This is a genomic window from Streptomyces shaanxiensis (genome assembly GCF_039537145.1).
Lineage (GTDB): Bacteria > Actinomycetota > Actinomycetes > Streptomycetales > Streptomycetaceae > Streptomyces > Streptomyces shaanxiensis.
In genome coordinates this window covers 234,647-259,825 of sequence record NZ_BAAAZY010000003.1, presented here as the reverse complement: position 1 = coordinate 259,825, position 25,179 = coordinate 234,647, and the positions used below count along the sequence as shown (strand labels likewise).

The following is a 25,179-nucleotide window of genomic DNA, read 5'->3' as shown; positions in this document are numbered from 1 at the left end:
GGAATCCCTCCCGCGTCGGACGGACCCCCTCCCCGCACCCCCCTACGGCGCCGGAAACCTCCGCTCGTTCCGGTCGATCTTCGCGTCCAGCGCCGCCAGCGGATCGATCCCGAGCACCTCGCACAGCTGCAGCAGATACGCCAGCACATCCGCGACCTCGTCCGTCACCCGCTCCGCGGTCTGCGCGTCGGCCATGACCCGCGCCGACTCCTCCGGCGTCAACCACTGGAAGATCTCGACCAGTTCGGACGCCTCGACGCTGAGCGCCGCGACGAGGTTCTTCGGCGTGTGATACGGCTGCCAGTTGCGCGCGGCGGCGAACTCGGCCAGCCTGCGCTGCAGCTTGGCCACATCAAGAGGTTCGGTCACGGCTCCAGGTGTACCACCGTCACTCCGTCCGCTTCCGCCACCCACGAGGCGTCGCTCACCGCCCCGACCACCCGGATGTGCCCGCGCTCGCACATCCGCGCCGCCAGCCGCACCACTTCCCCGCGCTGCCCGGGATCCAGCCCCCGATCGAGCCCGTCGGCCAGCACGGTCAACGTCTGCATGGCCTGCGGCACCTCACCGACCGGGTCGACCTCCAGCACCCCGGGCCCGGTCAGCAGCACCAGCGACAGTGCGAGATACCGCAGCTCACCGTCGCCCAGCCGACCGAGCTCCGTCCGGATCCCGTCCCCGCGGTCGAGCACCGCCCGCACCGTCCCGTCGTCCATCACCTCCGCGGCCGCGTCCGCCACCGGCCCGGCACAGCCAGCCCGCACCGCGGCGACGAACTGCGCATGCCGCCGCCCGCACTCGATCCGGGTCCGCCACAGCACATCGGCGAGGTTGTCGCAGCCGCCGTGGAGGCGACCGGACCCGACCGGCACCCGAGCCCGCATCCGGTCGGGCCGCGGGTCACAGGCGAAGACCGACCGCAACGCCACCACCATCTGCTCCGCGGCGGCGAGCACCCGGCGCTGCCCGTCGGTCTTGCCCGCCACCCGCAGCGGCAGCAACGCCGTGCCGAGCCGGTCGTCGGGCAAGGGCGCCCGGGTCACCGGCGACTGACCCGCCGTGTGCCAGGCGGCCTGCACCCAGGGCCGGCTCGGATCGCGCAGGGCCGTCTCCAGCAGCACCACGCCGTCCGCGCTCAACCGCTCCCCCACGATGCGCAGTCCGGGCTCGGCCTGCACGGCGACGTCGAGCCGCACCGGCCCCTCGGGACCGTCGGCGGTACAGCCGATACGGAAGCCCCGCCTGCGCTGGGCATCGGGCCGGGCCCGCTCGGGCACACAGGCCTGCGGATCGGGGAACGCCTCACCGACCCCGGCACCGCCGGCGAGCCGCGCCAGCGCCTCGTACGCCCGCAGAGCGGTCGACTTCCCGCACCCGCTCGGCCCCGCGAGGAGCGTGAACGGCCCCAGCGGAAGCGCCGCCCGCCGATGCCCGGCGAACGCCGACAGCCGCAGCTCGGTGAGGTGGGACCGATCGGAGCGGGCCGCGGACGGCTCGCCGCCGGGGTGCGCATCGGACGGCTCACCCCCAAGGCGTTCCGGCGACGGCGGGGAAACCGCACGACCCTCCCGAGACGGCGGGGAAACCGCACGCCCCTCCCGGGACGGCGGGGAGGCCGCACGGCCCCCCTGAGACGGCACGGAAACGGCACCAGACGCAGATGACACGGCCATTCCCGGACCGTAGGTCCCGCGCCGTCAGACGAACCGTTCCGCCCCGAGGCCTTCCTACGATCGAGGGACCGCCCGGCCGGGCCGCCTCAGGTGCCCGGCACCCCCGCACCCTCCATCAGCCCGCTCACCTCGGTCCCGGGCGGCGTCAGCAGGAACACGTTCCGGTCCACCCGATGCATCCCACTCGCCAGGCCGAAGACGACGCCTGTGCTGAAGTCCAGGACCCGCTTGGCGACCTCGGACTCCGCCCCTGTCAGATCCAGCAGCACCGGGATTCCCGCCATGAGCGTCTCGGCGACGTCGCGGGCGTCCGCGAACACATTGACCCGCAGGACGACGAACCGCCGCCGCGGCTCCGTCACCGCCTCCGGGGGCACTCGGTGGTCCACCGCGGACGGCCAGGCGTCACGGCCGCGCAACGGCACGACCTGGGCGAGCCCCTCCCACTGTTCATCGGTGACGTCGTGGCTGTTCACCGGCTCCCCCCGCCCTGACTCGCCTTCATTTCCTGCACCTGCCAATTCTTACGCCAAGTCACCCGTTCGGCCCAACAGCGACACGGTGTGCGACCGCCGCACACCCCCTCACATCAAGCGCCGGACGGCTGTGTGGCCGACGTAACTCCTCATGATCAAGCGATGTGACATCGACGTAACGGGCAATTCGTACGCTCTACGCGTCACCCCGACCGCCGGAGAAGGGCAGCACGTGACCGAGACCACCTCCACGACTCAGGTCCGGACGGTCTGCACGTACTGCGGGGTCGGCTGCGGAATCCTGCTGAACGTCGGGATGGGGCCCGACGGACGGCGTACGGTCCTGAAGGCCTCGGGCGACAAGGCGCACCCGGCGAACGCGGGCCGGCTGTGCACGAAGGGCGCGACGACGGCCGAGATGCTGGCAGCGCCCGGGCGGCTGGCCAACGCGCTGGTCAGGGACGACCGGGGCGAGGAGCCGGTGCCGTCCCCGATGGCCGACGCCATCGCCGAGACCGCCCGCCGGCTGCGCGCGATCATCGACGAGCACGGGCCGGACGCGGTCGCCTTCTATGTCTCCGGGCAGATGAGCCTGGAGGCGCAGTACCTGTCCAACAAGCTGGCCAAGGGGTTCGTGCGGACGAACCAGATCGAGTCGAACTCGCGGCTGTGCATGGCGAGCGCGGGCATGGGCTACAAGCTGTCGCTCGGCGCGGACGGGCCGCCCGGGTCGTACGACGACTTCGAGAAGGCCGATGTCTTCCTGGTGATCGGCTCGAACATGGCCGACTGCCACCCCATCCTCTTCCTGCGGATGATGGAGCGGGTCAAGGCGGGCGCCAAGCTCATCGTGGTCGATCCGCGACGCACCGCGACCGCCGCCAAGGCCGACCTGTTCCTGCAGGTCAAGCCGGGGACGGACCTCGCTCTCCTGAACGGCCTGCTGCATCTGCTCGTGGAGAACGGCCACACCGACCCCGACTTCATCGCCGCCCACACCGAGGGCTGGGAGGCGATGCCCGAGTTCCTCGCCGACTACGCGCCGGCCACCGTGGCGGAGATCACGGGCATCGACGAGAACGACCTGCGCACCGCCGCCCGGCTGATCGGCGAGGCGGGCGAGTGGATGAGCTGCTGGACGATGGGGCTCAACCAGTCCACGCACGGCACCTGGAACACGAACGCCCTGGTCAACCTGCATCTGGCCACGGGGGCCATCTGCCGTCCGGGCTCCGGTCCCTTCTCCCTCACCGGGCAGCCCAACGCGATGGGCGGCCGTGAGATGGGGTACATGGGGCCGGGGCTGCCGGGGCAGCGGTCGGTCGCCGTCGAGGCCGAGCGGGGCTTCGTCGAGGAGCTGTGGGAGCTGCCGTCGGGCACCCTGCGCGCCGACGGGGTCGGCAAGGGCACCGTCGAGATGTTCCAGAAGATGGCCGACGGCGAGATCAAGGCCTGCTGGATCATCTGCACCAACCCCGTCGCCTCGGTCGCCAATCGCCGTACGGTCATCGAGGGTCTTGAGGCCGCCGAGTTCGTCGTCACGCAGGACGTCTTCGGCGAGACCGAGACCAACGCGTACGCCGATGTCGTGCTGCCCGGCGCCATGTGGACCGAGGGCGAGGGCGTCTTCGTCAACAGCGAGCGCAATCTCACCTTGACCGCGCCGGTGGCCGACCCGCCGGGCGAGGCGATGGCGGACTGGCGGATCATCGCGGCCGTCGCGTGTGCGATGGGGTACGAGAAGGGGTTCTCGTACGACAGTGCCGAGGACGTCTTCGAGGAGATACGGCGGGCCTGGAACCCGGTGACCGGCTGGGATCTGCGCGGGGTGACGTACGAGCGGCTGCGGGACACGCCCGTGCAGTGGCCGGCCGCCGACGTGGACGGCCCGGAGCGCAATCCCATCCGGTATGTCGACGCGGACGGCGGGCTTCGGTTCCCTACGGCGAGCGGGCGGGGTGTCTTCCACGCGCGGCCGCACATGCCGGCCGCCGAGATGCCGGACGACGACTATCCCTTCGTACTGAACACCGGGCGGGTCCAGCACCAGTGGCACACGCTGACCAAGACCGGGCGGGTCGCCAAGCTCAACAAGCTGAACCCGGGGCCGTTCGTGGAGGTGCATCCCGAGGACGCGGGTGCGCTCGGGATCGCCGACGGGGACCGGGTGGAGGTCGCCTCGCGGCGGGGGCGGGCGGTGCTTCCGGCGGTGGTGACGGATCGGGTGCGGCCGGGGGGCTGTTTCGCGCCGTTCCACTGGAACGACCTGTTCGGGGAGTATCTGAGCGTCAACGCGGTGACGAGCGACGCGGTGGACCCGATCTCCTTCCAGCCCGAGTTCAAGGTGTGCGCGGTGTCCTTGACCAGGGTGGCGGCTCCGGTGCCGGAGGGGCCGGTGGAAGCGCTGACGCCCACGGCCATCACCCCCGGCTCGGCTGATCCCTTCGGTCTGGAACCCACCGCGCCGCCCGTGCTGACGGCCCAGGAACGCCTCTATCTGACCGGCTTCCTCGCCGGAATCCAGACCGGCGCGCCCGGGATCCCTGTCCTGCCGCCGGACGCGCCCTTCAGCCCCGAGCACGCGATGTGGGTCAACGGCGTGCTCGCCGGGATGTACTCACGGACGGCGGCGGAACCGGTCACGCATGACGGCCGTGAGGTCGTCGTGCTGTGGGCCTCGCAGACCGGCAACGCCGAGGAGTTCGCCACCGCCACCGCCGAGCGGTTGGGTGCGGCGGGGCACCGGGCCACCGTGGTCGACATGGACGAGGCCGATGTCCGCGCTCTCACCCGCGCGGCCGACCTCCTCTTCATCACCAGCACGTTCGGCGACGGCGACGCGCCCGACAACGGGGCCGGCTTCTGGGACACGCTGTCCGACGCGGGGGCTCCACGGCTGGACGGGGTGCGGTACGCCGTGCTCGCCTTCGGCGACTCCTCGTACGACGACTTCTGCGGGCACGGGCGGCGGCTCGACGCACGGCTGGACGAACTGGGCGGGGTGCGCCTCACGCCGCGTACGGACTGCGAACCGGACTACGAGCCGTCCGCCGGGGCGTGGCTCGACCAGGTCCTCACGGCACTGGGCGGCACGGACGCACCCGCGCTCCCGAAGCCGGTCGAGAAGCCGAAGGCCAGTGCCGCAACTCCCGCCAGGCCTGCCCCCACCACCGCCCGCCTCGTCGGCAACCGGCTGCTGAGCCTGCCCGGCGCGGGCAAGGAGGTGCGGCGCTTCACCTTCGACACGAGCGGGACCCCGCTGACGTACGAGGCGGGCGACGCGCTCGGCGTGCGGCCGGTCAACTCGCCCGCGCTGGTGGCGGAATGGCTGGCGGTGACCGGCGTGGACGGGTCGGCCGCCGTGGAACTGGACGGCGTTGGCGAGGTTCCCTTCGCCGAGGCCCTGCGCCGGCACCTGGACATCACGAAGATCACCTCGGATCTGCTCCGCTTCGTCGCCGAACGCGTCCGCGACGACCGGGAGTTGCGTCGGCTGCTGCGGCCGGACAACAAGGACGGCCTGGCGCAGTGGAGCTGGGGGCGGCAGGCCGTGGACGTCATCGCCGAGCACCCCGTGCGGGCGGGCGCCGAGGAGTGGGCCGGGGTGCTGAAGAAGCTCCAGCCGCGGCTGTACTCCATATCGTCCAGCCCGCTCGTCGACCCGCACAGCGTCTCGTTGACGGTCTCCGTCGTGCGGTACGAGAACCTGCACGGCCGGCCGCGCGGCGGCGTCTGCTCACCGTTCCTCGCCGACGCCGAGCCGGACACCGAGGTGCCGGTCTTCGTGCAGCGCTCACCGCACTTTAGGCCGCCCGCGGACGCCTCGACACCGATGGTGATGGTCGGCCCGGGTACCGGTGTCGCACCGTTCGTCGGCTTCCTGCAGGAGCGGCACGCGCTCGGGCACAAGGCCCCCAACTGGCTGTTCTTCGGGGAGCAGCACCGCGCCAGCGACTTCTACTACGAGGACGAGCTGACCGCGCTGCTCGACGAGGGCGCCCTCGCCCGCCTCGACACCGCCTTCTCCCGCGACCAGCGCAACAAGGTGTACGTCCAGGACCGGATGCGCGAGCACGGCCCCGAGCTGTGGCGCTGGCTCCAGGACGGCGCCCACTTCTACGTATGCGGCGACGCCTCACGCATGGCCAAGGACGTGGACCAGGCACTCCGGGACATCGCAGTCACGCACGGCGGGCTGGCGGAGACCGAGGCGTCGGCGTACGTGAAGCAGCTGGGGGCGGCGAAGCGGTACGTGCGGGACGTCTACTGACCGGTCCCGGGGAACCCCGGGGATCTTCTCACCCGGCTCACACCGGACTCTTCACCTCCCTCGGCACCCCGCTCACCAGGCCTGATTACGGTCCGGTGGCGTGCAGTTGGCAGAGCAGCAGCCGGTGGCACCGGCCCGGGGGACACGTGCGCCGACGCCCGCCGTCCCGGAAACGCAATCCCCCGCCCAGTGGCACCGCGTGCTGACCCTCCTCGCGGACATCAGCCTCTTCATCGGCACGCGGGCGATCTGGACGCAGGCGGCGAGTCACCGTCTCGTCGTGGCCGCCGCCATCTCGGCGTGCTACGCGTCGATCCTGGTCTGCGGGGTGCTGGCGCTGGTCGTGCGGCGGGCGAGGTCGCTGGCTCGGCTGGATCTGTGCGTCCTGGTGACCGCGGTGGCGCTGACGCTGTGCGCGTGGGCGATGAACCACGGCGGCAGCGACGAGGCGATCCTCACCACCCAGGCCGCCCGTGAGCTGGTCGCCGGGCATCCCGTCTACGGGCAGCCGTGGCCCTGGCTCTTCGGCCACGGCGTGGCGCTCACCCCGACGGTCACCGGCGGCTACGACTTCACCTACGGCTATCCGCCGCTGGCCCCACTGCTGACCGCACCGCTGCTGTGGCTGGGGCACGGGGCCCTGCCCGCGACGGTCGTCAGCACGGCCGCCCTCGTGGCCGGCACCGTCGCGCTGTGGCGTGCGCTGCCCACGCCGTGGCGGTCGGCGGCGACCATGGCGTGTCTGGGCTTCGGGTTCCTTCCGTCGTACGGCCGCCTCGGCTATCCGGCGATCGTGGCGCTGGCCCTGCTGGTGCCGGTGGTGGTGCGGTGGCCGCGGACCGGGCGGGGCGGGCGGCTGGGGGCCGGTGGGCTGGCGCGGGCGGCGTGTCTGGGGGCGGCGTGCGCGGCTCAGCAACTGCCGTGGTTCGTGGCGCCGTTCCTGCTGGCGGGGATCTACGCCGTGCGACGCGGGGAGCTGGGCGCGCGGGCGGCGGCGCTGGTGGTGGGGCGGTTCGTCGGGACCGCCGGGATCGTATGGCTGCTGCCGAACACCTACTTCGTCGTGAGCGAGCCGGGCACCTGGATCCGGGGCATAGCGCTGCCGCTGACGCAGGGCGCGGTGATCCACGGGCAGGGGGTGGTCGGCATCTCGCTGTACTTCACCGACGGCAGCGACCGGCTCGACTGGTACTCCCACGCGAGCATGCTGCTGGCGGCGGGGCTGCTGGCACTGTTCGTGCTGTTCGTAAGGCGGTTGGGGCCCGCGGCGACCGTGCTGCCGTGGTGCGCGTTCTTCGTGGCGACGAGGTCGCAGGACGGCTACTACCTGATGATGACGCCGTTGTGGCTGGCGGCGGCGATCACCGTGCCGGCATCGGAGTTCGCCACGGCCTGGCAGCCGCGTCCGCCGGTGCTCTCCGGGCGTCCGGCGCGGATCGCCGCGGTCGCGCTGCTGCTCACCCCGGCCCTGGCGAGCGTGGCATGGGCGGCGACCGGAACGCCCGCGCTGGACATGCGGCTCAGGTCGGTGCGCTGGGCGACCCCGACCGCCGTGTCCCGCCTGGAGGTCGAGGTCACCAACAGGGACGCCACCGCCCTCGCGCCGCATTTCACGCTCACCACCGGCCAGGGCATGAACGAGTACTGGACGGTCGTACGGGGCCCGGCCACGCTGCCCGGGCACGCGACTGCGCGCTATGAACTCCGGCCGCCCGCAGGGAGGTTCCGGCTGCCCCGGCCGGGCGTACGGATCCGGCTGCGGGCCTTCACGGCCGTACCGCAGACGCTGTCGAGCGCCGACGTCAGGCTGTCGCCGTCCGGGTGAAGCGGAGCGTGGCGGCGATCGTGGCGAGGCCGCGCATCATGCCGAGCTGGTTCCAGCCCATGCCGAACTGCTCGCGGTCCACGGTGAACTCGGTGTCCAGGGTGAGCGCCTCGGCGTCCGCGCCGACGAGACGTGCGGTCAAGGACAGGGGGCGGCTGATGCCGCGGGCGGTGAGCTGACCGACGACGTGCACGCTGTCGCCGTCGCGGAGTTCGGCGCTGCGGACCGAGAAGGTGATCTCGGGGTGGTTGGCGGCGTCGAAGAAGTCGGCGGAGCGCAGATGCTCGTCGCGCTTGGCGTTGCGGGTGTCGAGGGAGGCGACGTCCAGGGTGATCGTGCCCACGGCGGAGCCGTCGGGCCGCACCTCGCCGTTGCCGGTGACGCCGGCGAATGCCCCCTTCACGTTGACCAGGCCCCACATCGTCCGGTGCCGGACGGCGACGGTGGAGGCGGACGAGTCGAGCTGCCACAGCCCTGTTTCGACGGCGACGGTCATGATCCTTCTCCTGCGAACCTTGTCGTTCAAATTTGGATGACTGCACGCTAGCCCATAATCCAAATATGAACAACCGTGTCGCCCACTCCATCGTCCAAAAATGAACGACAGGTAGAATCGAGCCATGTCCGCCGCTCAGGAACACCCCGCCGACCAGCTCGAATGCCCCTCCGCCCAGGGCGGCGGGCTGCTCCCGGCCGAGCTGCGCGGCTGGATGCTGCTGCTGGCCGCCACCGGGGCCGTGGAGCAGCAGCTGCGGACCGTCGTCAAGGAGCGGCTGGACGTCTCCCACGACGAGTTCCTCATCCTGTGCCTGCTGGCCGAGCAGCCCGCGGCGGGCAGCCTGCGCATGACCCGGATCGCGGAGCTCCTCGGCCGCCCGAAGACCCGGCTCACCTACCAGATCGCCTGCCTCCAGCACGCCGGACTCGTCACCCGCAGGTCGGTGTGCGGCGACAAGCGGGGCGTCGAGGTCACCCTCACGGAGAAGGCCCGCCGTCTGCTGACGGAGGCCTCCGAGACCCTCGGCGAGACAGTCAAGGCGGCCCTCGCGCGCTTCGTGGGGGCGGAGCAGCGGGAGGCGCTGTGCCATCTGCTGCCGGATCTCGCCGGGGAGGCCGAGCGGGAGCGGGAACGCTAGACCGGCCGACTCGCGGCGTGAGAGGCGTGAGGAAGGTGGGCCGGCCGAGCCGCGGTGGGCGGGCGGCCGGTCGTCCTCGCGTCAGGCGGAGGGCGCTCCGGTGAGGACCTCCACCCGGCCCGTGTCGAGCGAGTAGTAGGCGCTGACGACGGCCAGGTCGCCCTTCTTCACGAGCGGGGCGAGATCGGGGTTGGTCCGCAGATCGCCGGCGGTCTGCTTGATGTGGACGCGGGTCATGGCGTCGACCGGGTCGCTGTGCTTCTGCTTGGCGACCTCCTGGTACGCCGGGCGCAGTGCCTCCGCGATCGACTGCAGGTTGCCGGGCAGCGGCTTGTCGTCCTTGAGCGCCTTGTGCGCGGCCTTGACCGCACCGCAGCGCTGGTGGCCGAGGACGACGATCAGCGGGGTCCCCGCGGTCATGGGCCCGTACTCGACGGAGCCGGTGACGACGGGGGCGACCACCTGGCCGCCGGTGCGCATCACGAACAGGTCGCCGATCCCGGTGTCGAAGAGGAGCTCCGGCGGCACCCGGGAGTCGATGCAGGAGAGTATGACGCCGTAGGGCTTCTGCTCCTGGGCGACGAACTGCCGCCGCCCGGGGTCACGGTCGGGGTGCTGGAGCGACCCGTCCACCCAGCGCTTGTTGCCCTCCATCAGCCGCGCGAACGCCGACCACGGCGAGTCCGGCCGTGCGGCCGCGGCGGCGGAGGGAGTCGACGCCGCGCCGACGGCCGTCGTCTTCTGCTCCGCCGAACCGGAGTCCGTCTTCGACGAACAGCCGGTGATCACGGCCACGGAGGCCACGAGCCCTCCGGTGAGAATGGCTCGGCGCTGCGGTAGCGAGACACTGCCCATGGCACTCATCCCTTCTGCTGTTGTCCCTGGTGGGGCGGGTGATTCCACTGTTGCGAAGCAGCGGTTAACGCCCGTACAGGGCTGATGCAGCGCACGAGAAAGACGCGTCCAAATCATGGAGCGTGGCCCACGGAGAGTGGTCCGACGGCCGCTTCGGGCAGGGCGAACGTTCAGCGGGCGGGCGGCGTCATAGCGGTAGCCGTTCTCGAAGGGACCACTGCCATGACCACCGCACCTCGACCCGCCCGTGCCGTGACCAGGACCGCCGCGCTGATCGGAGGGCTGCTCTGCGCGGTCGCCGCCTGTGGCACCGAATCGAACAGCGTGTCGGCGCAGAGCGGGTCCACCTGGCAGGAGCCCGCCTCGTACACGTACACGCTCCGATCGACCGAAGGGGAGCGGACGTTGCTCGGCACCTTCCGGATCACGGTCCGCGACGGCGCGGTGGTCGAGGCGGTGGGGCTGGACGACAGCGGCCGGCGCGTGGTCGAGGACGTCCCCGACGCGGTGCCCACCATCGGGGAGCTTCTCGACGAGCTGGAACAGGCGCGGCGGGACGACGCGGACCAGACCGAGGCGGAGTACGCGGCCGACGGGAGCCCGGTGCGGATCTCCCTGGACTGGGAGGAGAACGCGATCGACGACGAGGCGCTCTACGCCATCAGCGACTACAGGGAGTTCGGTTGAGCCCCACCCCCGTCAGGCGTCCTCGCGCCGCTCCAGGGCCTCCTTCAGGCGCCGGGACGCGCCCTCCATGTGGGCGGCCATCGCGGCGCGCGCCGCCTGGGCGTCGCCCTTCTCGACCGCCTCGAAGATCGGCACGTGATCGGCGTACGCGACCTCACGGGAGCGGACCTCGCCGGTGCGCTCGACCCAGCCGCGCTGGATCATCGCGCGCATTCCCTTGAGCATGTCCCGCAGCACCGTGTTGCCGGCCAGCTCGCCCAGTGCGGCGTGGAAGGCGGTGTCGGCGTCGGGGAACTGCTCGTCCGGGCAGTCGCGCATCGCCGCCAGGCGGGCGCGCAGCAGCTCCACGCCGGCCTCGTCGCGCGCCTGGGCGGCGAGCCCCGCGACCACCACTTCCATTTCGGCACGCGCCTGCAGCATGTCGTTCGCGCCGCGCTCCCCGAGGACCAGTCCGAGTTCGAACAGGCGGTAGAGGACATCCGAATCCGCGCCTCGGAAGTACGTGCCACTGGACTGGCGGATCTCCAGCAGGCCGAGGAAGCCCAGCGACTTGATCGCCTCCCGGACGGTGGGCCGGTTGACGCCGAGCATCTCGGTCAGCTGCCGCTCGGAGGGAATCCGGTCACCGGGCTGCACCTCACCCGACATCAGGTAGTCGATCAGACGCCGGGAGACCTCGGCGGCCAGCGGCTCCCGCGGCTCGACCTTGATCCTCGCAAGCTCGGCCATGGACTTCCTCACTTCGACAGGGACGGGCTGGCTGAATTCTAATGAGCGAACCGATTTACCGGTGAACCAGTGAGCCAGCCAGGCGCAGGCTCTCGGCGACCTCACCGGGGATGTCGATGACCGGGAACAGCACATGCCGTACGACCCGTTCCGCGTCGACGACCAGGATCAGGCGCTTGTGCCGCAGCCGGCCCGCGCCACGGAAGGTCGGCAGCCGCAGGGCCGCGAGACCGAGGACACCACCATCGCCGACCTCGCCGTCGCCACGGGCTGCGGCCAGATCAAGACCGGTTCGCTGTCCCGGGCCGACCGCACCGCCAAGTACAACCAGCTCGTCCGTATCGAGGAGGAGCTGGGCACCCAGGCACGCTACGCGGGCCGGGAGGCGTTGGGCCTGCGCCGCTGAGCGGTTGTCGCTTCGGCCAACTCCCCTCTGTCGTCGGCGAGTTGTTTTCGGAGGACAGCCCGATGGACGACGCACCGCCGCGGCCGATCCACTGGGCACGTGGACAGCAGCGACGAGCCGGACGCGACCGGCGTGATGGTGATCGAGCCCATGGGCAACGCGGGACCCTTCCTCGCGGAGGCCGCCGCCCGGTCGGGCATACGGCTGTACGCGGCCACCGACGAGCGGGTCCACGCCGGCTACGAGCCATGGCTGACCCGCGGCCTCGCCGGGGTGTGCCTGACCGAACTGGCCGACACCGCAAGCGCGTTGGACGACATGGAGGCGTTCTGCCGGGCGCGGCGCATCGCGGGTGTCGCCGTCTGCTGGGAGTTGCTGACCCCGCTGGCGGCCCTGCTCGCCGCGCGCCTCGGGCTGCCGGGAAACGACCCGCTGCGCGCCAAGGCCGCCCGCAACAAGATCGCCATGGCTCAGGCGTTCCGGGCGGCGGGCGTGCCGGCGCCCGCGGAGGCGGTGGTCACGACCGCCGAGCAGGCCCATCGCGTCGCCGCCTCCGGCCGGCTGGGGTGGCCGCTCGTCGTCAAACCGGCCGAGCAGGGCGGCTCCTGGGGCGTGAGTGTGGTGGACGGCCCGGACGGCCTCGACGCCGCGGTGGCCGCCGCCGCGCTCGTCACCCGCGCCGAGCCGCACGGTCTGGCGCTGGACCCGCGCGTGCTGCTGCAGAGCTATGTGCCCGGGGAGGAGTTCTCCGCCGACACGGTCGTGCACGAGGGCGTGCCGTACCCGCTGCCCGTGGTCCGCAAGGACACCACGGCCGGCCGGTACCGGGTGGAGACCGGGCACTCCTGCCCCGCCGGGCTCGACGCGCGCACGGTGCGGGCTATCCAGGGCACCGCGGCGCGCGCCGCGCTCGCCGTCGGGGTGCGCAACGGCATCGCCCACACCGAGGTGAAGATCCTTCCGGGCGGCGGGCCGGTCGTCATCGAGACCGGGGCCCGGCTGCCCGGGGACAACATCTGCGAGATCGTCGAGGCCGCTACGGGCGTCAGCGAGGCAGCCGCCTATCTGCAGGCCGTGACCGGGCAGGTGCCGGACACCGTGCCGACCCGCGACGCGGCGGCCGCGGTGCGTTTTCTGCTGCCCGACCGGGCGGGGGTGCTGGAGGACGTCGTCGTCCCCGACGTGCCCGGCACCCACAGCCGGCTGCACATCCGTCCGGGCCAGCGGGTGCCCGAACCGGCCGACAGTTCCGGCCGGGTCGGCCACGTGGTGGCGCGTGCCGCGTCCGTCGACGAGGCCGGCCGTCTTGCCGACCGGGTGATCGCCGGCACGCGGGTGAAGGTGAGCTGATCCGTACGCGGGCCCGTGCGGAAGATCGCGTTCCTGCGGATCCGTGGAGATCCGGCGTGCCGACCCTTACATCCAGCGGTGCGTCAGGGACCTGGCCGAACTCGGCATCAGGGGCTGTCTGTTCCGCACCCACGGCACGGCGGCAGCAGACGGGGACTCCCCGCCTACCCGGACGCTCCTGGAGGCGAATCTGGCCGATCCGCCCGAGGTCCTCCTGACCCGGTGACGGGGGACCAGGGCCATCGACGCGCATACGCGTTCCTCCTTCCGTCATTACCCGCATCGTCCAGGGGTACCCGGTGGCCGCACCGGACGCGCTCCCGTGCGCGCCCGGAGGCCCGACCACCCCTGGGAAGGATCCCGATCATGTCGACGAAGGTCTCCGACCATCTCCTCGAGCGGCTGCGCGAGTGGGGAGTGGAGCACGTCTTCGCCTATCCCGGCGACGGCATCAACGGGCTGCTCGCCGCCTGGGGCCGGGCGGAGAACGACCCCCGGTTCATCCAGTCCCGTCACGAGGAGATGTCCGCGTTCCAGGCCGTCGGTTACGCCAAGTTCTCCGGCCGGGTCGGCGTCTGCGCCGCCACCTCCGGGCCCGGCGCCATCCATCTCCTCAACGGCCTCTACGACGCGAAACTCGACCACGTGCCCGTCGTCGCGATCGTCGGCCAGACCAACCGCAGCGCGATGGGCGGCTCGTACCAGCAGGAGGTCGACCTCCTGAGCCTCTACAAGGACGTGGCCTCGGACTTCTGCGAGATGGTCACCGTCCCCGAACAACTGCCCAACGTGCTGGACCGCGCGATCCGGACCGCCGTTGCGCGTCGCTCGGTGACCGCCGTGATCGTCCCGGCCGACGTCCAGGAACTCGACTACTCCCCGCCCGAGCACGCCTTCAAGATGGTCCCCTCCAGCCTGGACATGCCCCACTACGCCCCCGTGCCGGAGGACGAGGACCTGCGACGTGCCGCCGATGCCCTCAACTCCTGCGGGAAGATCGCCCTGTTGATCGGGCAGGGCGCGCGCGGGGCCCGTGCGGAGGTCCAGGCCGTCGCCGACCGGCTCGGCGCGGGCGTCGCGAAGGCGCTGCTCGGCAAGGACGCCCTGGACGACGACCTGCCGTACGTCACCGGCGCGATCGGCCTGCTGGGCACCCGGCCGTCGTACGAGATGATGCGGGAGTGCGACGGTCTGCTCGTCGTCGGCTCCAGCTTCCCCTACAGCCAGTTCCTCCCGGAGTACGGTCAGGCCAGGGCCGTGCAGATCGACCTCGACCCGCACATGGTCGGCCTGCGCTACCCCTTCGAGGTCAACCTCGTCGGCGACGCCGCCCGCACCCTGCGCCGGCTGCTGCCGCTGCTGGAACCGGTCGAGGACCCCGCTTGGCGCACCAAGATCGAGGACAATGTCGCGCGCTGGTGGGAGGTCATGGAGCGGCGGGCCGGCGTCGAGGCCCGCCCGGTCAACCCGGAGTATGTGTTCCACGCACTCGACGGCCTGCTCCCGGAGAACGTGATCCTGAGCGCGGACTCCGGATCGGCCGCCAACTGGTACGCCCGGCACCTGAAACTGCGCGGCGCGATGCGCGGCTCGCTGTCGGGCACGCTCGCCACGATGGGGCCGGGTGTGCCGTACGCCATCGGCGCGAAGTTCGCGCACGGCGACCGGCCGGCGATCGCCCTGGTCGGCGACGGGGCGATGCAGATGAACGGCATGGCCGAGCTGATCACCGTCGCCAAGTACTGGCAGGAGTGGGCGGACCCGCGGCTGGTCGTCGCCGTCCTCAACAACCAGGACCTCAACCAGGTCACCTGGGAGATGCGCGCCATGTCGGGCGCCCCGCAGTTCCTGCCCTCCCAGTCCCTCCCCGACGTCGCCTACGCCGACTTCGCGCGCTCCCTCGGTCTGACCGGTCTGCGTGTCGAGAAGCCGGAGGAGGTGCGCGGCGCCTGGGAGAGCGCGCTCGCGGCCGACCGGCCCTGCGTCCTCGACTTCGTCACCGACCCCGCCGTCCCGCCCATCCCGCCACACGCCACCCTCGACCAGATCGAGGCCGCCGCGGCCTCCGTCCTCAAGGGCGACAGCGACGGCGCCGCCATGGTCCGGCAGGGCTTCAAGGCCAAGGTCCAGGAGTTCCTGGCGGGCCGTCACTGAATGGTGCTGAACGGAACGGTTCAGCAGCGCACGAAGGCTTTCCCCGTCAGCGCAGCACGCGGTAGGTCAGGTGCGTGACCAGTCTCGCCGGCCGCGACTTCACCTGCTCCAGGTTCAGCGGTGGGACGCCGTCGAACAGTCGCGTGCCGGCGCCGAGCGTGAGCGGCACGATGTGCAGGCGCAGCTCGTCGATCAGGCCGGCGGCGAGGTACTGGTTGATGGTGGTCGCGCCGCCGTGGATCGAGACATCGCCGTCGCCGGCCGCGGCGCGTGCCTGTGCCAGTGCCGACTCGATTCCGTCGGTGACGAAGTAGTACGTGGTGCCGCCGGCCATCGGCTGCGGCTCGCGCGCGTGGTGGGTGAGCACGAACACCGGCGCGTGGAACGGCGGCTCGGCGCCCCACCAGCCGTTCCACTGGCGATCCCACGCGCCGCGCACCGGGCCGAACATGTTGCGCCCCATGATGAACGCTTCGGCGGCGGCCAGCTGGTCGACCTCGGCCCGGTTCTCGTCGGGAGTGTCGAACATCCAGGCGTGCAGCCTGTCGCCCGTGCCGTCGCCGCCGTCGTCGCCGAACGGGCGTTCCTCGGTCTGGTTGAGCCCGGCCGAGTAACCGTCGGCCGAGATCGTGATGTCGCAGACCACCCTGCCTGCGGGCTGAGTCATCGCTCTCTCCCTGCTCCCCTTCTGCCCTCTCCCCGCCTTCTCCGTGCCCTCTCCCTGCCCTCTCCCTGCGGACAAGCCCAGGCAGGGGCCTGACCCACTGTCATGGATCAAGCCCCTGCCCGGTTTTCCGAGGGGTAGTCAGCCCGGTGGCCTCGGTATCGGCATCGGTATCGGCATCGGCATCCGTCTGCGGCCCAGTCGGCACGGCTCGCCGGACACCGGTGCGCTGCCATCGGCGCGACCCATGGACCGTATGCCACGGTCCGTACTCCACCGGTGGGTCCCGCCACGAGGCGCCGGTCCGCTCCCGTCGGCGGATCCCGTCGATCAGTCTCCGTCGACCTGCGGACTGCCTGCCGACCTCGGCAACAGGCACCCGCGATCCCATACGGCCCACTGCTCATCCGGGATCCCCACGTCCCCCACCGAGATGGTCACGGTGGGAACGTGGCGAGAAGCCCCGTGCCAAGGCACAACCTAGAAGGCCTTGTTGGTGCAGCCCATCTCCGCGCCCAGGTGGGTACCGTCCTGGCCACCCGCGATGCCCTCACCGTTGAGGGCGTTGCCCAGCGCGCCGTTGAGCACGCCGACCTGGCCGAGGACGTCGACGTTCAGGTCGTGCGACTTGCAGTTGGAGCTCTGCAGGACGCTGACCTTGTCCCCGCCCTTGCCTCCTTGCCCGTCGAGGCCCTGAGCGGTGGCCGTACCGGCGCTCAGAAATCCGACACTGCCCAGGGCGACGGCCACGACGGCAGCCTTGCGAAGCTTGTGCATGTCATCTCCGATGGAGCGAGGTGGTGCGATCCGTGAAAGATCGACTTCGTACAGTGAGCAGAGATTAATGGGAAAAGTCTCAATATATTCCCAGACGCGCCGAGGCTTGTGATCTCGCAACGGAAGCCGTGGGCAACGCCGCTGAGCCTCCGTCGGACCGCCCACGCCGGTCGACCGTCCGGGCCCGGCCCTGTGCGCCCTACCGTGTGAGGTCCTCGAGGCCCGGGAGACTGCCCGCCCTCCGTCCGACCAGCAAGGAGCGCCGGCCCATGAAGGTCGAGATCCCCCAGGACATACGCGACACCGCCGCCCGGCTCGGGGACGGCGCCCCCTACGCCCTGAGCGTCATCGCCGACCGGCTGACGCACGACCCGGACATGGGCCGACCCTCGGGGTTACCGGGCATCCTCACGGTGATGGTCGACGGCGACTTGTTCGAGGACTGCCCCGACCTGGCCATCGGCTACGTCCGCGAGCCCGACCGGATCCGGATCCGGCACCTGAACCGGGCCCGAAACTCCGAGTCCACCGAGTCCGCCGCGGACGCCGGGGAACCGGAGGACGCCCCGAACCCGAACCCGAACCGGGACTCGGCTCCAGACCCGGACCCGCCCACCGACATCGCCACCGACGCGCTCACCGCACGGCAGGTCGCCGACGCCTGGCAGCGCATCACCGGCTGGCTCCGGCGCAATGCGCCCGACTCCTATGCCGCGCTCCGCGCCGGTGCCGGCCCCGGCGCCATCGCCGCCCTGGAAAGCGACCTCGGCATCCGGATACCCGTCGAGCTGAGCGTCCTGTGGTTGCTGACCGGGGGCGACGACGGGGCCGACGGCCAGGGATCAGGCTGCCTTCCGGGCAACGAGGCTCTGCTGACCCTGGACGCCGTGGCCGCCATCCACCGGCGGAAGACGGACGCCCAGGCCCACCAGGACACCCTCGACGCCCACCGCCCCGAGGACGACCGGATCACCGTGTGGAAGGCGACCTGGATTCCGGTCGTCGCCCTCGGCCCGGCCGACAGCACCTCGGGCCTGTACCTGGACACCGCGACAGGCCACCTGGGCCGCTGGTCCCGCTACAACGAACCTCCCGGCGACGACCTCGACACCCTGGTCACCTACCTGGAAGAGGCGGCCGACATGCTCGAAGCCCCGGCCCTGGCCACACGGGACAGGCCCGGCCTGGTCGGCGGGGCGCTGGTGTGGCTCAGCGCAGTGGACCCCGCCCAGGAGGACCGGTGGCAACCCCTGTCCGGCTGACGACAGCGCCGTCCCGCGGCGACCTGGTCGAGGAAGACGCCTTCGGCGCCGTACCGGTCGCGGTGCGGCGCGAGGTCGCGTACGACGTCGGCGGTGGGCCTGCGGCCGTGGTCGGTGGGCGGTGTCGGTGTCGGTGTCGGTGTCGGTGTCGGTGTCGGTGTCGGTCGGCATAGCCGAGCACCCGCACGTCCGCGCTCCGCAACCGGGCCGCGACCTCGGCGAACGCCGGGTGTCATGGACCGAATACCTCCCCGCGAACCCGGCCGGGATGCCGCGCCCCGCCCGCTGCCGCCGGCCGTCCGGAACCGGATCAGGGCCCATTGGCTCTTGGCGCCGGCCACGACCCGAGAGACAGTGGAGACAGGAGCGGCACCGATCCCCCGCGGTGTCGCTCCGTCCCCATGCCCGGCGATGCGAGAAGGGCCGCAGACCCAGGCGGCCGACGGCCCCGGTGTCGTCGTCGCCCACGAGGCCGACGCGATCGACCCGCGGACGCGTCTCGGCTGGAGTATCCGGCCCGGCCTGATCACGGGCATCCTGCTCACCGCGGCCGACAGCTCGGGCGGGGCCTGAACCACGCCGGAACGGGCACCGGCCCCGGCACGGTCCGCGCGGGCCCGCGGACGAGTCGGCACGACCGTCACGTCCCATCCTCAGGCCGCGCGCACCGCGACGACCTCGTGCTGCTCCCCGCCGAGCACGACCTTCAGGGCGCCGGTGTCGGGCGCGCGGGCGAAGACGTCGTACGCCTCCTGCATCCGGTCCAGCGGGAAGGTGTGGGTGACCAGCCGCGAGGTGGGCAGGCGGCCGGCCGCCGTCATGCGCAGCAGGGTGGGGGTGGAGTAGGTGTCGACCAGGCCCGTGGTGATGGTGACGTTCTTGATCCACAGGTCCTCGAGGTGCAGGGTCGCGGGGGCGCCGTGCACGCCGACGTTGGCGACGTGCCCGCCGGGCCGGACCATCCGGGTGCACAGCTCGAAGCTCTCCGGCACCCCGACCGCCTCGATGACGACGTCCGCGCCGAGCCCGTCGGTCAGGTCGGCGACCAGTTCCTCCGGGGTCTCCCCGACCTCGGCCACCGCGTCGGCGCCGAGTTGCCGGGCGGCCTCCAGCCGGGCGGGGGCCAGGTCCACGGCGATGATCCGTTCGGGAGAGAACAGCCGGGCCGTGCTGATCGCGGCCAGTCCGATGGGCCCGGCGCCGACGATGACGACGGTGTCCCCCGGGCGGACCCGCCCGTTGAGCACGCCCACCTCGTAGGAGGTGGGGAAGATGTCGGCCAGCAGGACGGCGTCCGCGCTGTCCATGGCGCCCGGCAGCGGGTGCACGGACAGGTCGGCGTAGGGCACACGGACGTATTCGGCCTGGGTACCGTCGGTCAGGTGGCCGAGGATCCAGCCTCCGCCGCCCCTGCACTGGCCGTACGTTCCCTGTCGGCAGTAGGCGCAGCGCCCGCACGCGCTGATGCAGGAGACCAGGACCCGGTCCCCCGGCCGTACGGTACGCACGTCGCTGCCCGCCTCGACGATCTCCCCGACCGCCTCGTGACCGAGGACGGTGCCGGGGCGCACTTCGGGGACGTCGCCCTTGAGGATGTGCAGGTCCGTTCCGCAGATGGTGACGGCAGTGACGCGCACGACCGCGTCGGTGGGCTCCTTGACGTCCGGGTCCGGGACCTCTTCCCAGGCGGACTCGCCCGCGCCATGGAACACGTAGCCCTTCATGACGTCCTCACCTCACTCGATGAGCCGCGGAACCCTGGCCCGGCACCGAGGCCCGGCGCCAGTACGAGCCTGGCCCGACCCCGCGCCGGAATCACCCCGCACCTCCAGCTTGACCCGCACGCGTGCGGACCGCTTGTCATCCGCCGCGTCCGTCACTCACCACTCGCCACCTCGGCGGCCACACGCCCCGCCCACTTCTCGATCGCGGTGCGGTCCCGGAAGCCCCCGCCCTTCCTGGAGCGCGGGATCATGCCGGCCACCATCCCCTCGCCGAACGCCGGCTCGCCGCGAAAAACCTGAACCGCAGGTTCTCCGCGGACATCTCCTCGTAGAGCGCGCGCAGTTGACCGTGTTCACCCGGCAGGACGGGGCGAATGCACACGGTGGTGCCGTCCACGAGCAGGGCGTGAACCGGGAGACGGTCGAAGTCGGCGTCGACGTCGGTCGTCGCGGTCATGGCGCGCCGCCCGTCTCCTCCGAGGCTCATCACGCTTCGAGCACCTTGCGGATCTGCGCGGGGGCCCATGGGCGGTTCGGGGTGTGCACGGTCCCGCAGGCCTGCCCGATGTCGGAGATCCCTGGCCGCAGGGCTGACGTTCGACCTCTACGCCCCGTACGGCGCCGGCAGCCGCGTCTGAAACACGCGCGCGAGCCGAGGCACGGAAGAAGCCGCCGTGCGCCTGGCTCCGACCGTCATCGCTCAGGCCAGGAACTCGGCCACCAGACGGTTGAGTTCGGCGGGCCGCTCGGTGGGGATCGAGTGGTGGGAGGCCTGGGACAGGGTGACGACGCTCGCCTCGGGCAGGAGCCGGCGGGCGGCGGCCGCCGCACGTGGCACGTCATGCGCCCGGCTGTGTTCGGCCAGGAGCACCAGGGTCGGGACGGTGCAGGCCCTCAGGTCCTGTGCCTTGGGGCGTCGCATGGCCACGACCTTCGACCGGCGGGCGGTGGCGGTGCTGTCCAGGAAGGCCCGCCACACGGGGTCCTCGGGGTCGCCGCCGGTCTCCCACCGGTGGAAGGCACGCACACGCTCGACGGTGGGCTTCAGCAGCGTCGGCAGCCCGTGCATGAGATAGCGCGGGCTCATGCCGACGAAACAGCTGGTCGGGTCGAGCAGCACAAGCCTGCCGAGCCGTTGGGGCGCGTGCAGCGCGTAGTTCAGGGCGATCCAGGCGCCGTAGGAGTGGCCGCAAAGGTGCGCGCCGTCCAGGCCCAGCTCGTCGAAGAGCGCGTCGAGCCACGCCACCAGGTCACCGGCGCCGCGCAGGGGTGCCCCGTCGTGCACGCTGCGCCCGAAGTCGCCCATCAGGTCCACCGCGTACACGCGATGGCCGGGCACCAGGTCTCCGACATTGGCGAACCAGACCGCCGAAGTCGCTCCGCCTCCGGGCAGCAGCACGATCGGAACGCCGTCCTCCGGGCCGCAGACCTGGACCCGGGTACTGCCGTACGGGGTCGGAACATCAACGCCGCGCACCTCGACCGGCCACCGTCGCAGGACGGCGTCGTACGCCGCGAAGAAGACCGCCTCGTCACCCATGGCCCCCCACCACCTGTCCCCCACCACCGTATGATTACTCGACTGTCAATAATCTCGACCATCAAGATATTACGGGAGCGTGAGCATGGACGACCAGGACCCCGGCCTCCAACTGGTCCATCTGCTGCGGGCCGTCACCGTGGAACTGGACCTTTTCGCCGCCGAGTTCGCCGGCCGCAACGGGCTTCACCCCACGGACGTGCGCGCCCTGATCCACCTGCTGGACGCCCGGCGCGAGAACCTGCGGGCCACTCCTGGGTGGCTCGGATCCCAGCTGGGGGTGAACTCGGCGTCGACCACAGCGCTGGTCGACCGGCTGGAGCGGCTGGGGCTCGTGCGCCGGGAACGGGACACCGGTGACCGCCGGCGGGTACTGCTGGTCGTGCGGGACGAGGCGATCACCCTGGGCTGGTCGTTCTTCGGGCCGCTGATCGACGAGATGGTCACCGAGATGCGGTCCTTCGACGAGAAGGAGCTGGCCACGGTACGTCGCTTCCTGCTGGCCATGCGCGACATCGCCGCCGCACGGCGAGCGCGCGACCGGGACTCGGGCGGCTCAGGGAATCAGAAGGCCGACCAGCCAGGCGAAGGGCAGGAAGATCAAGGGAACTGACATCAGCCAGCCCATGCTCCCGGACGTCCTGGTGCCGATGAGGATGCAGAACGGCCCCATGAGGAGCACGTAGAGGAAGAACACCGCCCAGACGACGCCGAACGCACCGGACCCCAAAGCTTCCTCCCCGGATACCCACCGCAACAGCGGCGGCAACTTCCGCACGGTAGCCCTCCGCGCGCCACTATTTGAACACGTTCAAATAGGCTCCGTCCAGATCCGGAGCACCACGCATCGGGTCACATCGAGGGCCGGACGGCCCGGGTGCTTCCTGGCCCGGCGAGCAATGTCGTATGACGGGGCCTGCCGACCTCCTCGACGCCGAACCGGACATCTCCGTGGTCGGCTACGCGGACACCGTCGAGCACGCCCTCGTCCGCGGGCCGGCACTGCGCCCGCACGTCGCCGTGCTCGACGTACGCCTCCCCGACGGCGACGGCATCACCGTCTGCCGCGAGCTGCGCGACCGGATGCCGGAGCTGGCCATTCCGCCCGCTCCACCGTCGCCGTCGCCTTTCATTCCGGCCACGGCCACACCGCCGTGATCACCGAGGCGGTGGCACGCGGCGGGGGCGGCCGCGGGTGGCCGACGTGGTCTCCGTCCCCGTGGACACCATCACCGAGGCGCAGCGGGCGCAGCCGGGCGCCGCGGACGCGACCCCCTGCACCAGTTTTGCGAAAGGACTTGTCGTGACCAGCATCGCCATCATCGGAGCCGACCCCCAGCTGGGCCTGGCCATCGCCCGCACCTTCGGCGCCCAGGGTTTCGACGTCGCCCTGATCTCCCGTGACCGCGAGAAGCTCGACGGGATCGTCGGCAAGCTCGGCGCCGAGGGCATCACCGCCGCCGCGTTCCCAGCGAACGTGCTCGACCGTGCCGGCCTCACGCAGGCGCTCCAGGACGCCGCCACGCGCTTCGGCGGGATCGACGTCCTGGAGTACTCCCCGGTGGGGCAGTTCGGTGTCACCACGCTGACCTCTCCGGCCGGAACCGAACCGTCCGACGTGGAGTTCGAGATGAACTTCCAGCTGTACGGGGCCATAGCCGCCACGCAGGCGGCGCTGCCCGCGATGCGCGAGGCCGGCGCGGGCACCCTGCTCTACACGACCGGCGCCGGCTCGATCTGGCCCGACCCGCGGGTCGCCAACGTCCACGCCGCCGCGGCGGCGCTGCGCAACTGGGCGATGAACCTGCACAAAGGGCTGGCCGACGCCGGCACCGGTATCCAGGCCGCCCATGTCGGCATCGACGCGTCGATCGGCGTCTCCGTCATCCCCGGCGTGGAGGCCGTCCAGCCCGAGGAGATCTCGCCCCTCTACTGGGATCTGCACACCACCCGGCGCGACGAGGCCGAACTCGTCTTCAAGGTCGGCGGGGAGGGGTTCCCGCGCGGCTGAGCTTCCCGCGCGACTGACACCGCATCGGCCCCTCGCCCCCACTCATTGCAACGAAGCGTTGCATTCACTCACAGCGTCATTGCATCAATTTACCGCCTACTAGCAGCACTTACACCCATCGAGCGATTGACCGCACCACGAATGCAACGTAGCTTTCGGCAGGCGTCAAACACCTGATGTCGCGAGATGAGGAAGAGCCATGAGCGAATCCCTCCACACGGTCACGACGCTCCCGACGGAGCGTCCGCCCGGCTGTCCCTTCGACCCGCCGGCAGAGCTGATCGACGCCCGTCGGCACGGTCCCATCAGCCGCTACACCCACCCCGGCGGCAAGCCCGGCTGGCTGATCACCGGATACGACCTGGTCAGGTCGGTCCTGGCCGACTCGCGGTTCAGCTCACGCAAAGAGCTCCTGAACGTGGTCGACTTCGAACTCCCTCCGGCGCCGCCCGGCGAGTTCCTCCTCATGGACGAACCCCAGCACGGGCGCTACCGGAAACCGCTGGTGGGCAAGTTCACCGCACGACGGATGCGACTGCTCACCGAGCGCATCGAGCAGATCACCACCGACTGCCTGGACGCCATGGAGAAGACCGGGCCGCCGACGGACCTGGTGACCGCGTTCGCCAAGCCCATCCCCACCATCATCATCTGCGAGCTGCTGGGGGTGCCGTACCGGGACCGGGCCTCCTTCCAGGAGCAGATCGACTCGTTCATGAACGGGGAGCCGAGCGAGGAGGAGCTGATAGCGGCCTACACCGCGACCCAGCAGTACCTCGCGGAACTGGTCGCCGCCAAGCGCGTGAACCCCACCGACGACGTGCTCAGCGAGCTCACCGACAGCGACCTGACCGATGAGGAGCTTCAGGGGATCAGCCTGATCCTGCTCGCGGCCGGGTTCGACACCACCGCGAACATGCTGTCCCTCGGCACCTTCGCGCTGCTGCAGCATCCGGAGCAACTGGCCGCACTGCGCGCCGACCCCGCGCTCACCGACCAGGCCGTGGAAGAGCTGCTGCGGTATCTGAGCGTCGCCAAGACGTTCATGAGGACGGCTCTGGTGGACGTCGAGGTGGGCGGCCGGACCATCGAGGCCGGCACGACGGTCGTCCTGTCGTACAACACCGCCAACCGCGACCCCGAGCGCTTCACCGATCCCCATGTGCTCGATCTCCACCGGCAGGACGGCGGGCACCTGGCCTTCGGCCACGGCATCCACCTGTGCCTGGGCCAGCAACTGGCCCGCATCGAAATGCGGATCGCCCTCTCCGCGCTGATCAACCGCTTCCCCACGCTGCGTCTGGCCGTACCGGCCGAAGAAGTCGGCCTGCGTCCGGAGACCGCGGACATCTACGGAGTGAAGACCCTCCCGGTCACCTGGGACGTGTGACCACGGAACCGGTGACGGACGAGTTCGCCCACGGCGGCGCGCCACCGAGTCCGGGGAACCCGCCCGCCATCATGGCGCCACTGATGGGGGCGAGTTGCTGGACGACTCGCCCCGCCGGCCGCACCGGTGGTCCTGCTGCTCGGCGCGAGCGGCGACGAGAAGAACTGCACCCTGCTGTTCTTCATCGCTGCCGCTCCCACCCTTCTCGGTGGCCTCGTCATCGCCACTCGCGTCAAGTCCGTGCCCTGAG

The 25,179-nt window shown here is 71.3% G+C and carries 24 protein-coding genes and 4 pseudogenes; 15 read left to right on the top strand and 13 right to left on the bottom strand.

All coding sequences use genetic code 11. The features are described from left to right. Positions 1–42 precede the first annotated feature (42 nt). The 3 genes from ABD932_RS03440 to ABD932_RS03430 all read right to left on the bottom strand — a co-directional run bounded on the left by ABD932_RS03440 (position 43) and on the right by ABD932_RS03430 (position 2,149). Positions 43–369: a nucleotide pyrophosphohydrolase gene (locus ABD932_RS03440; protein WP_126395678.1), complete on the bottom strand. Its 327-nt coding sequence runs from the start codon at positions 367–369 to the stop codon at positions 43–45. Continuing rightward, positions 366–1,673, bottom strand: coding sequence for an AAA family ATPase (locus tag ABD932_RS03435; RefSeq protein ID WP_345008562.1), 1,308 nt, complete (start codon positions 1,671–1,673; stop codon positions 366–368). Before ABD932_RS03435 ends, ABD932_RS03440 begins: the two co-directional genes overlap by 4 nt. A gap of 86 nt (positions 1,674–1,759) precedes the next feature. Then, positions 1,760–2,149 carry a cell division protein SepF gene (locus ABD932_RS03430; protein ID WP_345008561.1) on the bottom strand — a complete coding sequence of 130 codons (390 nt, stop codon included), beginning with the start codon at positions 2,147–2,149 and terminating at the stop codon, positions 1,760–1,762. A 232-nt stretch (positions 2,150–2,381) separates the two neighbouring features. Here ABD932_RS03430 and ABD932_RS03425 point away from each other — a divergent pair, with 232 nt between their 5' ends. Together ABD932_RS03425 and ABD932_RS03420 are read left to right on the top strand one after the other, a co-directional pair. Beyond that, positions 2,382–6,419 carry a bifunctional nitrate reductase/sulfite reductase flavoprotein subunit alpha gene (locus ABD932_RS03425; RefSeq protein ID WP_345008560.1) on the top strand — a complete coding sequence of 1,346 codons (4,038 nt, stop codon included), beginning with the start codon at positions 2,382–2,384 and terminating at the stop codon, positions 6,417–6,419. 100 nt (positions 6,420–6,519) lie between these two features. Beyond that, positions 6,520–8,244, top strand: coding sequence for a hypothetical protein (locus ABD932_RS03420; protein ID WP_425587400.1), 1,725 nt, complete (start codon positions 6,520–6,522; stop codon positions 8,242–8,244). On the opposite strand, the gene ABD932_RS03415 is transcribed toward ABD932_RS03420, so the two are convergent. After that, positions 8,222–8,740 (bottom strand): YceI family protein, encoded by a 519-nt coding sequence (locus ABD932_RS03415; RefSeq protein WP_345008559.1) that lies wholly within the window; start codon positions 8,738–8,740, stop codon positions 8,222–8,224. The two genes, ABD932_RS03420 and ABD932_RS03415, sit on opposite strands and share 23 nt — an antisense overlap. A 124-nt stretch (positions 8,741–8,864) precedes the next feature. Between ABD932_RS03415 and ABD932_RS03410 the strand changes: the two genes are divergently transcribed. Next, positions 8,865–9,380: a MarR family winged helix-turn-helix transcriptional regulator gene (locus ABD932_RS03410; RefSeq protein ID WP_345008558.1), complete on the top strand. Its 516-nt coding sequence runs from the start codon at positions 8,865–8,867 to the stop codon at positions 9,378–9,380. Positions 9,381–9,461: 81 nt separating this feature from the next. Here ABD932_RS03410 and ABD932_RS03405 read toward each other — a convergent pair whose 3' ends face one another. After that, positions 9,462–10,235 carry a carbonic anhydrase gene (locus ABD932_RS03405; RefSeq protein WP_345008557.1) on the bottom strand — a complete coding sequence of 258 codons (774 nt, stop codon included), beginning with the start codon at positions 10,233–10,235 and terminating at the stop codon, positions 9,462–9,464. A gap of 222 nt (positions 10,236–10,457) precedes the next feature. Here ABD932_RS03405 and ABD932_RS03400 point away from each other — a divergent pair, with 222 nt between their 5' ends. Continuing rightward, complete coding sequence (locus ABD932_RS03400) at positions 10,458–10,922, top strand: DUF6174 domain-containing protein (RefSeq protein WP_345008556.1); 465 nt, start codon at positions 10,458–10,460, stop codon at positions 10,920–10,922. Between the two features lie 12 nt (positions 10,923–10,934). Here ABD932_RS03400 and ABD932_RS03395 read toward each other — a convergent pair whose 3' ends face one another. Both ABD932_RS03395 and ABD932_RS03390 read right to left on the bottom strand, forming a co-directional pair. Further along, positions 10,935–11,651 carry a FadR/GntR family transcriptional regulator gene (locus tag ABD932_RS03395; RefSeq protein ID WP_345008555.1) on the bottom strand — a complete coding sequence of 239 codons (717 nt, stop codon included), beginning with the start codon at positions 11,649–11,651 and terminating at the stop codon, positions 10,935–10,937. A gap of 55 nt (positions 11,652–11,706) precedes the next feature. Next, positions 11,707–11,877, bottom strand: a pseudogene (locus ABD932_RS03390) (winged helix-turn-helix transcriptional regulator); the annotation flags it as partial. On the opposite strand from ABD932_RS03390, the pseudogene eno reads away from it, so the two are divergent. From eno to ABD932_RS03370, 4 genes and pseudogenes are all read left to right on the top strand, one after another. After that, positions 11,878–12,057, top strand: a pseudogene (eno, locus tag ABD932_RS03385) (phosphopyruvate hydratase); the annotation flags it as partial. Positions 12,058–12,156: 99 nt separating this feature from the next. Beyond that, positions 12,157–13,407: an ATP-grasp domain-containing protein gene (locus ABD932_RS03380; protein ID WP_345008554.1), complete on the top strand. Its 1,251-nt coding sequence runs from the start codon at positions 12,157–12,159 to the stop codon at positions 13,405–13,407. A 43-nt stretch (positions 13,408–13,450) separates the two neighbouring features. After that, on the top strand, positions 13,451–13,633 hold the full coding sequence (locus ABD932_RS03375) for a hypothetical protein (protein WP_345008553.1): 183 nt from the start codon (positions 13,451–13,453) through the stop codon (positions 13,631–13,633). Positions 13,634–13,773: 140 nt separating this feature from the next. Further along, the gene (locus ABD932_RS03370; protein WP_345008552.1) at positions 13,774–15,561 is read left to right on the top strand and encodes a thiamine pyrophosphate-requiring protein; all 1,788 of its coding nucleotides are present in this window, start codon (positions 13,774–13,776) and stop codon (positions 15,559–15,561) included. Between the two features lie 46 nt (positions 15,562–15,607). Here the strand turns inward: ABD932_RS03370 and ABD932_RS03365 are convergent, their stop codons facing one another. From ABD932_RS03365 to ABD932_RS03355, 3 genes are all read right to left on the bottom strand, one after another. Continuing rightward, the gene (locus ABD932_RS03365) at positions 15,608–16,228 is read right to left on the bottom strand and encodes a dihydrofolate reductase family protein (RefSeq protein ID WP_345008551.1); all 621 of its coding nucleotides are present in this window, start codon (positions 16,226–16,228) and stop codon (positions 15,608–15,610) included. A 100-nt stretch (positions 16,229–16,328) separates the two neighbouring features. Continuing rightward, positions 16,329–16,616 carry a transposase gene (locus tag ABD932_RS03360; protein WP_345008550.1) on the bottom strand — a complete coding sequence of 96 codons (288 nt, stop codon included), beginning with the start codon at positions 16,614–16,616 and terminating at the stop codon, positions 16,329–16,331. Positions 16,617–16,705: 89 nt separating this feature from the next. Further along, complete coding sequence (locus ABD932_RS03355; protein ID WP_345008549.1) at positions 16,706–17,002, bottom strand: hypothetical protein; 297 nt, start codon at positions 17,000–17,002, stop codon at positions 16,706–16,708. A gap of 269 nt (positions 17,003–17,271) precedes the next feature. Here ABD932_RS03355 and ABD932_RS03350 point away from each other — a divergent pair, with 269 nt between their 5' ends. Further along, entirely contained in the window at positions 17,272–18,264 is a 993-nt protein-coding gene (locus ABD932_RS03350) for an SMI1/KNR4 family protein (RefSeq protein WP_345008548.1), read from the top strand. Positions 18,265–18,675: 411 nt separating this feature from the next. Then, positions 18,676–18,837 (top strand): hypothetical protein, encoded by a 162-nt coding sequence (locus ABD932_RS03345; RefSeq protein ID WP_425587399.1) that lies wholly within the window; start codon positions 18,676–18,678, stop codon positions 18,835–18,837. An 80-nt stretch (positions 18,838–18,917) separates the two neighbouring features. On the opposite strand, the gene ABD932_RS03340 is transcribed toward ABD932_RS03345, so the two are convergent. The 3 genes and pseudogenes from ABD932_RS03340 to ABD932_RS03330 form a co-directional block, all read right to left on the bottom strand. Beyond that, positions 18,918–19,988 (bottom strand): zinc-dependent alcohol dehydrogenase family protein, encoded by a 1,071-nt coding sequence (locus ABD932_RS03340; protein ID WP_345008547.1) that lies wholly within the window; start codon positions 19,986–19,988, stop codon positions 18,918–18,920. Between the two features lie 268 nt (positions 19,989–20,256). Beyond that, a pseudogene (locus ABD932_RS03335) lies at positions 20,257–20,445 on the bottom strand (hypothetical protein); the annotation flags it as partial. A 243-nt stretch (positions 20,446–20,688) separates the two neighbouring features. Continuing rightward, complete coding sequence (locus ABD932_RS03330) at positions 20,689–21,528, bottom strand: alpha/beta fold hydrolase (protein WP_345008546.1); 840 nt, start codon at positions 21,526–21,528, stop codon at positions 20,689–20,691. An 85-nt stretch (positions 21,529–21,613) separates the two neighbouring features. Between ABD932_RS03330 and ABD932_RS03325 the strand changes: the two genes are divergently transcribed. The 5 genes and pseudogenes from ABD932_RS03325 to ABD932_RS03305 all read left to right on the top strand — a co-directional run bounded on the left by ABD932_RS03325 (position 21,614) and on the right by ABD932_RS03305 (position 25,178). Next, on the top strand, positions 21,614–22,141 hold the full coding sequence (locus ABD932_RS03325; RefSeq protein ID WP_345008545.1) for a MarR family winged helix-turn-helix transcriptional regulator: 528 nt from the start codon (positions 21,614–21,616) through the stop codon (positions 22,139–22,141). Between the two features lie 233 nt (positions 22,142–22,374). Then, a pseudogene (locus ABD932_RS03320) lies at positions 22,375–22,626 on the top strand (response regulator); the annotation flags it as partial. A gap of 205 nt (positions 22,627–22,831) precedes the next feature. Beyond that, entirely contained in the window at positions 22,832–23,539 is a 708-nt protein-coding gene (locus ABD932_RS03315; RefSeq protein ID WP_345008544.1) for an SDR family NAD(P)-dependent oxidoreductase, read from the top strand. A 199-nt stretch (positions 23,540–23,738) separates the two neighbouring features. After that, a complete protein-coding gene (locus ABD932_RS03310; protein ID WP_345008543.1) occupies positions 23,739–24,929 on the top strand; it encodes a cytochrome P450 in 1,191 nt (396 codons plus the stop codon). A gap of 126 nt (positions 24,930–25,055) precedes the next feature. Continuing rightward, the gene (locus tag ABD932_RS03305) at positions 25,056–25,178 is read left to right on the top strand and encodes a hypothetical protein (RefSeq protein WP_345008542.1); all 123 of its coding nucleotides are present in this window, start codon (positions 25,056–25,058) and stop codon (positions 25,176–25,178) included. The last annotated feature ends 1 nt before the right edge of the window (position 25,179 follow it).

Coding starts and splice junctions, on each gene's coding strand:
- ABD932_RS03435 (WP_345008562.1), bottom strand. CDS start 1,673: ATGGCCGTGTCATCTGCGTCTGGTGCCGTTTCCGTGCCGTCTCAGGGG.
- ABD932_RS03415 (WP_345008559.1), bottom strand. CDS start 8,740: ATGACCGTCGCCGTCGAAACAGGGCTGTGGCAGCTCGACTCGTCCGCC.
- ABD932_RS03410 (WP_345008558.1), top strand. CDS start 8,865: ATGTCCGCCGCTCAGGAACACCCCGCCGACCAGCTCGAATGCCCCTCC.
- ABD932_RS03405 (WP_345008557.1), bottom strand. CDS start 10,235: ATGGGCAGTGTCTCGCTACCGCAGCGCCGAGCCATTCTCACCGGAGGG.
- ABD932_RS03400 (WP_345008556.1), top strand. CDS start 10,458: ATGACCACCGCACCTCGACCCGCCCGTGCCGTGACCAGGACCGCCGCG.
- ABD932_RS03395 (WP_345008555.1), bottom strand. CDS start 11,651: ATGGCCGAGCTTGCGAGGATCAAGGTCGAGCCGCGGGAGCCGCTGGCC.
- ABD932_RS03370 (WP_345008552.1), top strand. CDS start 13,774: ATGTCGACGAAGGTCTCCGACCATCTCCTCGAGCGGCTGCGCGAGTGG.
- ABD932_RS03365 (WP_345008551.1), bottom strand. CDS start 16,228: ATGACTCAGCCCGCAGGCAGGGTGGTCTGCGACATCACGATCTCGGCC.
- ABD932_RS03360 (WP_345008550.1), bottom strand. CDS start 16,616: ATGGGATCGCGGGTGCCTGTTGCCGAGGTCGGCAGGCAGTCCGCAGGT.
- ABD932_RS03355 (WP_345008549.1), bottom strand. CDS start 17,002: ATGCACAAGCTTCGCAAGGCTGCCGTCGTGGCCGTCGCCCTGGGCAGT.
- ABD932_RS03350 (WP_345008548.1), top strand. CDS start 17,272: ATGAAGGTCGAGATCCCCCAGGACATACGCGACACCGCCGCCCGGCTC.
- ABD932_RS03345 (WP_425587399.1), top strand. CDS start 18,676: ATGCGAGAAGGGCCGCAGACCCAGGCGGCCGACGGCCCCGGTGTCGTC.
- ABD932_RS03340 (WP_345008547.1), bottom strand. CDS start 19,988: ATGAAGGGCTACGTGTTCCATGGCGCGGGCGAGTCCGCCTGGGAAGAG.
- ABD932_RS03330 (WP_345008546.1), bottom strand. CDS start 21,528: ATGGGTGACGAGGCGGTCTTCTTCGCGGCGTACGACGCCGTCCTGCGA.
- ABD932_RS03325 (WP_345008545.1), top strand. CDS start 21,614: ATGGACGACCAGGACCCCGGCCTCCAACTGGTCCATCTGCTGCGGGCC.
- ABD932_RS03310 (WP_345008543.1), top strand. CDS start 23,739: ATGAGCGAATCCCTCCACACGGTCACGACGCTCCCGACGGAGCGTCCG.